The organism is Amycolatopsis sp. NPDC059027 (genome assembly GCF_042739735.1).
Lineage (GTDB): Bacteria > Actinomycetota > Actinomycetes > Mycobacteriales > Pseudonocardiaceae > Amycolatopsis.
In genome coordinates this window covers 127131-139073 of record NZ_JBHYIK010000002.1, presented here as the reverse complement: position 1 = coordinate 139073, position 11943 = coordinate 127131, and the positions used below count along the sequence as shown (strand labels likewise).

At 68.5% G+C, this 11943-nt stretch carries 9 protein-coding genes; 1 reads left to right on the top strand and 8 read right to left on the bottom strand.

Annotated features, from left to right (window positions below):
- Nucleotides 1–12: 12 nt before the first annotated feature.
- The 8 genes from ACFWY9_RS01980 to ACFWY9_RS01945 form a co-directional block, all read right to left on the bottom strand.
- A complete protein-coding gene (locus ACFWY9_RS01980) occupies nucleotides 13–456 on the bottom strand; it encodes a roadblock/LC7 domain-containing protein (RefSeq protein ID WP_378337933.1) in 444 nt (147 codons plus the stop codon).
- A 47-nt stretch (nucleotides 457–503) separates the two neighbouring features.
- Entirely contained in the window at nucleotides 504–2363 is a 1860-nt protein-coding gene (locus ACFWY9_RS01975; RefSeq protein ID WP_378337932.1) for an ATP-binding protein, read from the bottom strand.
- 26 nt (nucleotides 2364–2389) lie between these two features.
- The gene (locus ACFWY9_RS01970) at nucleotides 2390–3010 is read right to left on the bottom strand and encodes a DUF742 domain-containing protein (RefSeq protein WP_378337931.1); all 621 of its coding nucleotides are present in this window, start codon (nucleotides 3008–3010) and stop codon (nucleotides 2390–2392) included.
- Nucleotides 3011–3025: 15 nt separating this feature from the next.
- Nucleotides 3026–3268, bottom strand: coding sequence for a hypothetical protein (locus ACFWY9_RS01965; protein ID WP_378328422.1), 243 nt, complete (start codon nucleotides 3266–3268; stop codon nucleotides 3026–3028).
- A 21-nt stretch (nucleotides 3269–3289) separates the two neighbouring features.
- Nucleotides 3290–4582, bottom strand: coding sequence for an NAD(P)/FAD-dependent oxidoreductase (locus tag ACFWY9_RS01960; RefSeq protein WP_378328423.1), 1293 nt, complete (start codon nucleotides 4580–4582; stop codon nucleotides 3290–3292).
- Nucleotides 4575–5417: a ferric reductase-like transmembrane domain-containing protein gene (locus ACFWY9_RS01955; RefSeq protein WP_378328424.1), complete on the bottom strand. Its 843-nt coding sequence runs from the start codon at nucleotides 5415–5417 to the stop codon at nucleotides 4575–4577. Before ACFWY9_RS01955 ends, ACFWY9_RS01960 begins: the two co-directional genes overlap by 8 nt.
- Entirely contained in the window at nucleotides 5414–6133 is a 720-nt protein-coding gene (locus ACFWY9_RS01950; RefSeq protein ID WP_378328425.1) for a DUF4142 domain-containing protein, read from the bottom strand. The genes ACFWY9_RS01955 and ACFWY9_RS01950 overlap by 4 nt, the downstream gene beginning before the upstream one ends.
- A gap of 426 nt (nucleotides 6134–6559) precedes the next feature.
- Nucleotides 6560–7240, bottom strand: a complete 681-nt coding sequence (locus ACFWY9_RS01945; RefSeq protein ID WP_378328426.1) for a response regulator transcription factor — start codon at nucleotides 7238–7240, stop codon at nucleotides 6560–6562.
- Between the two features lie 881 nt (nucleotides 7241–8121).
- Here ACFWY9_RS01945 and ACFWY9_RS01940 point away from each other — a divergent pair.
- Complete coding sequence (locus tag ACFWY9_RS01940; protein WP_378328427.1) at nucleotides 8122–11838, top strand: BTAD domain-containing putative transcriptional regulator; 3717 nt, start codon at nucleotides 8122–8124, stop codon at nucleotides 11836–11838.
- The last annotated feature ends 105 nt before the right edge of the window (nucleotides 11839–11943 follow it).

Below are 11943 nucleotides of genomic sequence, written 5' to 3'. Positions count from 1 at the left end.
CCGAGCCGATCCTCAGTTCGCCTGGCCACTGGCTGCCATGGTCGCCGGGTTCTCGTCGTCGGCCCGCGCTTCGGGTGTCAGCATCTGACCGACACGGTCGACGAGGAGGGCCATCTCGTAAGCGATCTGCCCGATGTCGTGCCGGGGATCGGCGAGGACGCACAGGCAAGAGCCATCGCTGATCGCCATCAGCAACATCGTGCCCGCGTCCATTTCGACGATGGTCTCGTTGACATTGCCTGCCTCGAAGCACCGTGCGGCGCCGTCGGTCAGGCTCACGAGACCGCACGACACCGCGGCCAGCTGGTCGGCCCGGTCGTCCGGAAGCGTGTCCGAGGCGGCGAGCAGCAGCCCGTCCGCGGACACCGCGACCCCGTGCGCGACTCCGGGGACCCGCTCGACGAAATCGTTGATGAGCCAACCGTAATCGTCATGGCTGTCGTCTTGGGAATCCACAGTTCCTCCTTGTTGAGCACCGAAATGGACCGGTTTCGTTTCGCTGTTCACTCGGCGTGCCGTTCCAGTACCGTCCAGCCGCCCGAGTGCTTGGTACCCCGCATGGTCGCTTCCTGCTGCTTCGCCTTCTGCACACCCTGCTGGTAGCTGGAAAGCCGGCTGCGTGTGCGTACCGGATCGCGTTCGCTCGGGTTCGCCACGTCCGTCGAGGCCGGATCGGCGGGCCTTCCGGCACTGCCGGGGAGGAGATGGGCGCCCTGCTTTCGCAACGGCAGCCCGTCCTCGGTGTAGGTGTACCCGTCCGAACTGGTCACCGTCGCCACGATGTGCCACCCGGGATCCGCTGTGGACTGCCAGTTCTCCGCCGGGGTTTCCCGTCGTTCCCCGCTCGCACCAGGGGGTGGCGAAGCCTCCCGTGGCTCACTCGCCGTCTGCCGTGCCGTGAACCACTGCGAGGAAGACCGCTGCGCCGGATCCCGCGTCCGGGCGGGCCGATTCGGTACGCGGATCGGCAACTCCGCGGGGACGTCGGCATGTGCCTGTTTCACCAGATCCGCACGGTTCCGTGCCGGATTTCGCGTAGCCGGCCTGTTCGTTTTCGGCCTGGTGTGCCAGGAGGAGATCTGCCGCGGTTTCCGCAGATCGGGCAGTTCGGCGGCGAAGTCCGGCCGTCGCACGGTCATGGTGTCGGTACGCGGTCTCGACGAGGCGGGTGCCGGTTCCGGGACGGCGACCAGCTGCTGCGCCGGTCCGGCGCTGGCCCCCCGCGTCGGATCCCGGTGCAGCGCGCTGCGGACCTGATGCTCCTCGACGAGCGCCTCGCTCGGCACGGAGATCAGCGCCGACACTCCGTCCACCGCGCCCCCGCCGAACAGCTCGATCTTGAACCCGTGCCTGCCCGCGAGCCTGCCTGCGACGAGCAACCCCACCCGCCGGGACCTGGCGATTTCGGCCGACCCCAGCCGGGTCAGCTGCTCGTTCACCTTGCGGATGTCGTCGTCGGACATGCCGATGCCGTTGTCGACGACGCTGATGCTCAGCCCCCGGTGCCTGCCGAGTTCGGCCTGTACGGTCACCAGCTCGCCGGGGGCGGAAAAGGAGGTCGCGTTGTCGAGCAGTTCCGCGACGATCCGGATGAGATCACCCGCCGCGGAGTTCGAGATCTTGACCGCTGGCGTCTCGAGCACCTTGACCCGCTGGTAGCTGTCGATTTCCGAGATCGCGGCCCGGATCACGTCGGAGATCGACACCGGCTTCCTGGACTTGCGGATGAGCTCGGTTCCCGAGAGCACCAGGATGTTCTCGTTGTTGCGCCGCATCCGCGTCACGAGGTGGTCGAGCTGGAAAAGCCGGTTCAGGTCTTCCGGCGAGCGGTCACCTTGCTCGAGCTGTTCGATGATCTGCAACTGGCGCTGCATCAGCGACTGGCTCCTGCGGAACATGTTGACGAAGACCTCGGAGTATCCCGAACGGATCTGTTCCTGCTCCGCCGCCAGCCGCAGGACCTGTCCGCTGATGGACTCGAAGGCGTCCGCGAGGGGCTTCACCTGCTCGTCCGAGGGCACCCGCAGCTGCCGGGCCAGCGCGGCGGCCTCGTGGCCGTCACGCACCCCTCGCAGGGCTTCCGGCAGCCGGCGGTAGGCCAGGTCCACGATCTCCTGGCGCAGCCCGTCCGCCGACACCCGTTGCCGCCACGCCGAGGCGAACACCACGGCGGCGGCGGCCACGGCCCCGATCCCGCTGGTGACCGTGAGAACACGCAGCCAGGTGCTCGGCCACAGCACGACTGCCGCCACCAGGACGAGCGTGGCCAGCTGGGCCGCGATCAGGACGAAAAGGCACGGCGAAAGCCTCGGAGTGTCACCACCCCGTTCTTCCGGATCCTGGGATTTCGCTGTGTTCGCCATGCGAATATCGTCCTTTCCGCCGCTCGCTACACGTGCTGCAGAAGCCCTTCACGGACACGTTTCAGCAGTTCCATCGAGGGCAGGCCGTTCACCATCGACACCGTTTCGTGCACCTGCAAGTACCCCTGATCGATGCTGTGGCTGATGAGTGTGCGCGTGACACCGATCGGCGCGGCGATCGCGACGGCGACTTCGGCGACCGACTGCGGTACCTCGCAGAGACGGCAGATCCACCGCTGGTCTTCGCTCAGTTCACGCAGCGGCAGGCTCGCATACGGGCGTGCCGCGGAAACCATTGTTTCGAATCCCAGTTCGTACACCACCTCGGACCGGCCGTCCGCACGGACGTAGGGTCGGACCAGCGCCGATTCTTCGTCAAGTGTCAGGACGGCGTCGGCCTCGTAATGATCGTCGTGACCGCCGCGGACACTGCACGCCGTCCGGTGTTCGGAGTCCGCTTCTGCTTCCGCGGGCAAGGTGATGGGAAGCAACTCGCTCAACGCCTCCACTACGAAGGTCCGCCTGCCGCCTGCCATCGGCTCCTCGGCGGAGGTCCGCTGCCGGAAGTCGTGCTCCGCCCATTCCCGGTAGTCGGACCAGCCACCGAAACGCCGGGGCGCGTCTGGTTGCTTCATGGAAGAGGTCACGCCAGCTCCCGTCTGTCATTCGTGTGCTGAGGAACCAACGGAATCCGGCCACGCCGTGCGAATCTCGTCTTCGCGCAGCGGCGGACGTACAACGTGGGTGTCGTCTTGGTACGGCACGACGACGTCGATGTACTGGTAACCGTACGAATCCGTAGTCAGTACGGGGACCTCCGCCGAATACGAGGAAAAATTCGGCGATTGTTCGACAGCGAAGAGCGTGGCCGCGACGAACGCGATACCCCAGAAGATCGTTCTCATGAACCCTTCCTTGCGCATTCGCTATCGCCCCCTCAGTGCCCGGACGAACGAGACGCGTTTCGAATGCCCGGTGGCAGGCGCCTGTCTTCGGGGCGCCTGATCGGGCATCGTGGTGCTGTTCGAGCGAGCGAGGATCGGGTGCTCGTCCGGAAGGTGGTTCGCGTAGGCGAGCACCGCGGCCGACCGGTCGAACCCGATCACCCCGACAAGCTTGCCGTCCCGCACGAACCCGGTCAGCGAACGTCCCCGCGCCGAGTCGGAGTCCATCCGCACGCGCTCCGTCGCGAGCACCGGCATCCCGGCCGCCTGGATGCGCAAGCCGTGTTGCTCGGACCAGAACCGGGGCACCGGCATGAACGGCGTGGCCGTCTCCCGCCCGCTCAACAGGTTCTCGGCGGCGGCCCTGCCCATTTCGATCGCGTTCACCCAGTGCTCGACGCGATGCGGCTCGGTACCGAACCGCAGGTTCGGCCATTTCGCGACGTCTCCCGCGGCCACCACGTCGTCGAGCCCGGCGACGTGACAGGTCGGCTCGCAGAGCAGGCCGTCCTCCACCTGTGCCCCGGAGTCACGGAGCCAGGAAACCGCGGGCACCGAGCCGACGGCCACGACTATTCCGGCGGCCTCGAGGCGTTTTCCGGTGGACAGCAGCACTCCGATACCGTCCGGCCCCGGGTCCCATCCGTCGACCTTCACCCCGAGTTCGAGCCCCACCTCGTTGCGCCGGTGCAGATCCGTCAACCGCCTTGCCAGGTCCTCGTCGAGCAGGTTGCTCATCAACAGCGAGGACCGGCCGACGATCGTCACCTCCCGGCCGACCGCTCTCAGGCTCGCCGCCACCTCACAACCGAGGAAGCCGCAGCCGAGCACCACGACCGGTGCCCGGGTTCCGGACATCGTGCGGTGAAGGCGTTTGGTGTCGGCAACCGTGCGCAGGACGGTGACCCGCCGGTGCGCGTTGATCCGCCCCGGCATCCGGCGTGCCTCGGCACCGGTCGCGATGACGAGCCCGTCGTACCCGAGTTCCTCGCCGCCCGGCAGGTGCACCACGCGCCGGCGCGAATCCAGCTGCGAGACCGGGGTGTTCAGTCTCCACGTCGCGTCGAGGTCGTCGGCGGGGTGGAGGGCGAGATCGTGCGACCCGAGGGCACCGGTGACGAACTGTTTCGAAAGCGCGGGGCGGTAGACGGGCATGGTGGGTTCCGCGCCGACGATGACGAGCTCGCCGTCGAAGCCGAGTTCGCGCAACCGCTCCGCCGAGCACATCCCGGCCGGACCGGCGCCGACGATCACGATTCGCGGTAACTCACTCATGATTCGTTCCCTCCAGGTGTATCGCCCGCATCGGGCAGGACCGGGCCGCCGACAGGACGTCCAGGTTTCCCGCGACGTCCGGGCTCTGCCGGTAGGCGAGCCTGCCGTCCTCGCGGAGCTGGAAGACGTTCGGAGCTTCCGTCTGGCAGAAGCCGTAGCGGTGGCAGCGCTGGTTGTCGACGCTGATGCGTAGCGGCTTGGCTTTGTCGATCCGTTTCTGGGGCGCGGAAACATCGTCGACAAGGCCGATCTTCACGAGCAGCGACGCGGGGGCGAACCGCGCGACGGTCAGCGTGATCGCCGGGGCGATGGCGGTGATACCACCCAGCCACACCAGTTCGAGGTCGGCTGCGGTCCACGCTCCCCACCAGGAATGCGCGACGCCGAGCGCGATCGCGGCATACGCGGTCTGATGGAAGCGCAACCAGTTGCGGTACCGGAAGAATCGTTGCATCCCCGCTGTCACGGCGATCGCGACCATGAGATCGAACGCGATGATGCCGAGGGCGTGGCGCACGGTGCCGTTGAGGAACGGGACGAGGACCTGGGTGCCGACCACGATCTGCTCGTCGAGGAACAGGAGGGAAAGTGCGTGCGTTCCCGCTGTCGCCACCGTGAACGCGCCCAGAAGCATGTGACCGCCGCGAAGGGCCTGGTGGCCGGTCACCCGCCGGATCCAGCCCGTAGCGGTGAGAACACCCCAGCAGAGCGTCAGGCACATGAAAAGGTACGCCAACCGGCCGGACAGCGCCGCCGCCTGGCGGACGCCCTCGTCGTGCGAGGTGTATCCCGCGGCGAGCACCATGGCCGATACGGCCGGGAAGGCACCGCTCATTCGACACCCAGCCCTTCCGCCGCCACGCTCTCCGGTCGTGCGCCGCGGCGCACGATCACCAATGTCGTGGCACCGGCGAGAAGCGCGAGTGCGACGCCGAACAGCGCCTCCGGCAACGTCGGCAGAGGCTGATACGGCGCGGCCGCTCCCGTACGCACCGCGAGCGAGTCCGATTCGACCAGCCCGGTGCTTTCCAGCAGTGTCATGTGCCGTTTGACGTATTCCTCCGCGACCTGCGCGAGGGAACGAATCACGTCGTTCGCCGTGGTCGACCGCACTGACGCGATGGTCATGAGGACGGTTCCGTGCGCCGCCCTGGTCAGATTGACGTACAGCCGGTCCTGTTCCGCGTCCTTGGCCGCGAGTATCCGGACTTGCCAGGAACGCTGCATCGGTGAGGGCGCGTCCGGCAGGGCGACGTGCAGGCGGGCGGCCGCCGCGTCCGCGTACTCGGCGAGCTTGTGGTGTTCCCGCATCAGTTGCGCCGCAACGGAACGCACCACCGGCGTCCTGCTCCGCTCCGCGATCGCCCCGCTCGTCGGCCCTTCCCACAGTCCCGCTTGGTCCAGCGCCACCAGGAAACCCACGTCACGGGGATCCAGCGGCGCGAGATGTACCGGCACGAGCGAAGTCTTCGCGTCCGCGGTCGCGGCACCGCCACAGGTCATCGCCACGGCGATCAGGAATGCTCCGATGATGCGTGAGAGACCCGACATGCGCTTGTCTCCATTTTTCGCTCGGGCGATTGACGTGCTGTGCCCTCGTCTTGGCCCGGCGAGTATGACCCGCGACACACCTCGGGCGGGAGTGCCCCGGCGAGCGTCTAGAGATTTCAGAAACCATGCCTGCCCAAAGAGGCACGTCGCGACATGAGCCGAAGAACGAGGTTCTCAAACGCGTCGTTCGCTCTTACCATCAACTCGCGTACACGGCCGGTTCACGGCAAGATCTCTTACGTGAAAGGATCATGACTCGCATGGTTATGTCCTTTGTGGACGAACGCGCCATGAAGGTGCCCTTCAGCGCGCTGGACGCTATGAAGGTCCCCTTCGGAGTCCTCGATATTCCTCGCGACGTGCGACTTGTGAGGTGAGAGCGGCTGGCGTGGTCACTGTTACAGGAGTGCCCTACGCGAGCGCGCCCTAAATCAGTCCGGCTCGCAGTGCGAACGCGACCGCGTGCGCGCGGCTGTTGAGGTTGTAGCGAGACAATATGCCGTAGAGGACGTACTTCACCGCACTCTCCGAATACGCGAGCACGGCGGCGATTTCCTCCGTGTCGCGCCCCTCGGCCAGCAGCCGGAGAACCTCGCGTTCGCGTGTGGACAGACCGCACAGGGCGAGTCCGTGAGGTTCCGCCCGCCGCGTCTGCCCGAGCCGGACCCGCAGATCGCCCAGCACGTCCGATGCCGGGACGGCCGGGCCCTGGCTGACCGAAAGAATCGTCCGCACCAGCTCCTCGGCCCCGAGCGCATACCGCCGCACCAGCGCGGCCATGCCGCATTCGATCGCAGTCGTCACTATCTCGCGCCGGAAATGATCGGTGACGATCACACAGGGCGGCGGTGAATCGAGACTCGACGCGGCACGAGCCGCACGCAGAAATGTGAAAACTTCTTCAGTGAGGAGATCCTCGACCACCACGAGCACGTCTGCCGCCGCGAGTTCGGACTCGTCGAGTACCTTGAGCCGTCCATCGGCGCGCAGGATGCTCACCGCGCCGAGCCCTGCCACCGGATCCCGCGCGCATACGGCGACCGCTACGATCCCGGTGTCGGCGGAACTGGCCGGGAGCTGCCGGGTATTCCTCCTCGCAGTCCCCATCCGCTGTCCTTTACCGTAGCGCTGAGCACCGTCCGAAAACCGGACGGAATCCTCGCGGGCCAATTCTGGGTAACCGCCTCCGTGGCGCGGCACGACGACGCGATTTCGACAGTCCACAAAGGAGTCACCACGATCCACGAGCGACTCCGCGCGGGCACCGAAAGGGCAGACCAGGAGTGTTTCTCCGTTCCTGCCTTGTTGCCGTCGCAAGAGCTAGTCTGCGTCAGCGGTGCGGCCGTCGCAAGAGCCAGTCTGCGACACCGGCTCCCCATCGCCACGAAATGCGAGCCGACGCGGGAGGGAAGACTTTCCGCTCCCCCAGCGTCGCCGATCCGCACCTCGTGCTCCACATGGCCGGAGACACGACCATGCGGACACGCTATGGCGGACGACGCCCGCCCTGTCCACCATCCCGGTGCGCATTCCCTCGGCCGCCAGCGCCCGGACCGCGCCGACATCAGCGAGGTCTACCTCAGCACCGGCTTCGGCAGTCCGGGCGCACTGCCGACGGCGTTTCCGAACCACGTCGGTGTCCGGCCCTCCGCTTACCGCAATTTCCGACCGGCGGACCGCAATCCCGCGCATGTCCCGCCAACGGCGTCCTCGCTAACCTGCGTCCGTGCCGCGCTTCCTTGCCCCTTCGATTCCCGATCCGGAGCCGAACGGGCAGCAACCTTCCGCGATTCGACCCGTGACCAGCGGTTTCGGTGAGCGGCAACCCTTGCCCCGACCACTCTGTGTGATCTTGTCCGGTTGTGTGGCTTCTTGTCGAGATAGACTGCGTCGCACCTCTCTCCGGAGACACCGCGCAGCCCGCGTCCCGGCGGCCGGCCTGCAGAACGGAGACACCTTGAGCCCAACGCTGACACCGGGGACCGGCGATGCCCGACGAGGATGACGAACTCCGGGTCGACCTCCTCGGCCCGGTGACCGCCCACCGGGCGGGTACCGAGCTCCCGCTCGGCCCGACCCGCCAGCGCGCCGTGTTCGCCGTGCTCGCCCAGCGGGCAGGCAAAGCGGTGCCGCGCGCCGACCTGGTGTCCTCGGTCTGGGGCGAGCGGCCGCCCGCCAGCGTGAACGGGAACATCCACACCTATGTCTCCGGTCTGCGGCGCGCCCTCGAACCGCAGCGCGGCCGGTGGGCCGCCGGCGAGCTGCTGACCAGTACTTCGGCCGGGTACACCCTGCGGATCGCCCCGGAGAACGTGGACGCGATCCGCTTCGAGCGGCTGATCGGGCAGGCACGCGGCGAAACCACCGCGGCGGCCACGGCCGGACTGCTCGACGAAGCGCTGGCCCTGTGGCGCGGCGAGCCGCTGTCCGGACTGCCGGGCCCCTTCGCCGAGCAGGAACGCGCCCGGCTCGTCGAACTGCACGTCACCGCGCACGAGCTGCGTGCCGAGGCGCTGCTGGAACTCGGCGGGCACGGCGAACTCACCGCCGGACTGCTCGCCCTCGTCCACGAAAACCCGCTGCGCGAACGGCTCAGCGAACTGCTGATGCTCGCGCTCTACCGCGACGGCCAACACGCCAAGGCCCTCGAGGTGTTCCGGGAAACCCGTGCACGGCTGCGTGAGGACCTCGACGTCGAGCCCGGTGCCGAGCTGCGACGGCTGCACGCCCGGATCCTGGCCCAGGATCCCGATCTCGAACCACACCGCGTCGCGGCGACCCCCGTCCGCGCCCCGAAACACGAGCCCTTGCTCACCGTGCCTGCCCAGATCGCGCGACGGCGGCAAACCGGCGAGAACACGACGTTCGTCGGCCGGGAGAACGAACTCGCCCTGCTGCGCGGGCTCGTCGAGGACGTCCGCGACGGCCGCGGCGGGATGGCGTGGGTCGAGGGCGAGTTCGGCATCGGCAAGTCCGAACTGCTCGCCACCGCCCTTTCCACCGCCCCGGATCAGGGCTGTCAGCTCGGCTGGGCGATCGCCGACGAACTCTCCGGGCGAATCCCCCTGCAGGTCATGCTGGCGTGTCTCGGTATCGACAAAGCGACCGGCGATCCCACCCGGTCCGCGCTCACGTTCGATCTCTTCGAACAGCGCGACACCGGGCAGGATCGCGACCCGGCCCTCGCCACCGTGGGTCGCTTGCTGGCGCTGATCGACGAACTCTGCGCGCGGGGTCCGCTGGTCCTGGTGGTCGACGACATGCAGTGGGCCGACGAGGCCAGCGTCCTGTTGTGGCACCGGTTGACCGCCGCGACACGCCAGTTGCCGTTGCTGCTCATCACGGCCGCACGCCCGGTGCCACGCACGGCCCAGCTCGTCCGGCTGCGCCAGGCGGTCGAAAGCCGCGGCGGCGAAATCGTCGATCTGACCCCGCTCACCGACGAGCAGACCCTCGAACTCGAGAAACGCCTGCTCGGCGCGGAACCCGGGCCCGAGCTACGGGATCTGGTCGAGCGCACCACCGGGAATCCGCTCTACATCACCGAACTCACCGGTACCCTGATCCGCGAGCAGGCGCTGCGCACGGTGTCCGGTATCACCGATCTCGCCGACAGCAGCACCTACACCGCACCGCGCGGTCTCATCGACACCATCCGGCGAAATCTGGACGGGCTTTCCGCCGAAACCCGCGAGACCCTGCGCTGGGCCGCACTGCTCGGCACGGAGTTCACGGTCACGGACATCGCCGCGGTGGCGGGAAAACGGCCGTCGGAGCTGGTCGCGGCGTTCGAAGAAGCCGTGGCCGCCACCGTGATCGTCGACATCGACACCCACCTCGCGTTCCGGCATCCCTTGCTGCGTCAGGCTTTCTACGACGGGATCCCGGCCGGTGCGCGCGCCGCGCTGCACCGCCAGGCCGCGGAGGCACTGGCCGGAGTCGGGTCCTCGGTGACCCGCATCGCCGAACAGGTCGTCGCGACGCCCGCCGCCGATCCGTGGGTCCTGCAGTGGCTGGTCGACAACGGCGAGACGGTGGCCAACCGGGCGCCGTTGCTCGCCGCGGAACTCCTCGCCCGCGCGCTCGAAGCGTGCCCGCTGCGCGATTCCCGGCGGGAGGTACTCGCCGCCGCTCTCGTCAAGGTGTCGTTCCGCCTGGAGCGGCAACCGGAGGACGAGGCGCGCGCCGCGCTCGCGATCGCCACGGATCCCTACCGTGCCGCGGAAATGCGGCAGCTGCTCGCGGCGATGCGGTACCGGCGTGGCGACGTCGAAGGCGCGGTCCGCACCGTCGAGAACGCCGTCGACGATCCCGAGGTGCCCGAGATCTGGCGTCAGCGTCACCGTCATCTGCTCGCCAACTTCCGGCGCGGTGGCCTCGACGATCTCGACGCCGCCGAGGACGCCGCGCGTCAGGCACTGGCCGCGGCGAACGGCGACGCCTACCTCACCGCGCACGCGCTGCAGACCCTGTGGCTGACCTCCTCGGTGCGACGTCACCACGACACCGCACTCGCCCACATCGACAGCGCGCTCGAAGTCGCCGGGCGCGGCGGGGACCTCGCCGAACTCGAACTCGATCTGCTGGACAACCGGCTGTTCACGCTGCAGAACATGGACCGGCTGGCCGAAGCCGACGAAACCCTGCGCACCGCGCGGCGGATCGCGATCAGCCACGCCTTCGGCAACGAGCTGCAGGTTCCCGCCGCGGTGCACAACTACTGGACCGGGCAGTGGAACGAAGCCCTCGTCGAACTCGACTCGGTCACCGAAGACGGCCCCGCGATCACCTTTCTCGGCCTGCGCGAACCCCCGGCGGCCGCGTTGCTGCTGCACGGCGTCGCGGCGTACATCGCGGCACGACGCGGTGATCGGGTCCAAGCGTCGGCACATCTCGAAGCCGTCGAGGAATACGCGCCGGCGACCAGTTCGGAACGGGAGAGCATCGATTTCCTGCTCGTCGCGCAGTCGCTGACGCTCGAACAGCGCGGCAGGCCGGAGGAAGCGCTCGAGATCCTCGAACCGTTGCTCACCCCGGAATTCTCGCCGATGATGCTCCGGCACCAATGGCTGCCGATGATCGTCCGGCTCGCGGTGAGCGTCGGCGCGACCGAGCAGGCGCACCGCGCCATGCGGATCTGCGCGGAGGAAGCGGCGAAGGAACGGCCCGCCGCGCGAGCGGCCGCCGCGGCCCAGTGGTGCCGCGGACTCGTCGACGAAGACCCCGCACCGATCCTGGCCGCCGTCGACCACTACCGCCGGGTCGGCCGGGTCGTCGAACTGGGCACGGCGCTGGAGGACGCCGCGGTGCTGCTCGCCCGGCGAGGCGAAACCGAAGCGGCGCGGACGGCGTTCACGGAAAGCGCCACGCGCTACGCGGACCTTTCCGCGAGCTGGGATCTCGAACGCGCCACCACCCGGTTGGCCGCCTTCGGCATCCGCCGGGACGCCACGGTGCCGCGACCCCGGACACGGAGCGGGTGGGAATCCCTTTCCCCGGTGGAAATCAAGATCGCGCGGCTCGTCGCCGCCGGACACTCCAACCCCGCCATCGCCGAGCATCTCGACCTGCCGCGCCGCACCGTGCAGGCGCACGTCGCCCGGCTGCTCGGCAAGCTCGGCACCACGTCACGGGACCGGATCGCCGAGGAAATCGGGGCGCTCAACGGAATCGGGCGGAGCAGCCGGCACGTACTCTCCGGCTGAGGCCCCCGCCCCGCGGGGGTGGGGGTGGGGGGGCCAAAGACCACCCCCCCCCCCGGCGCGCGCCCCCGCGCCCCGGGGGCCCCCCCCCCGCCCCCCCCCCCCCCC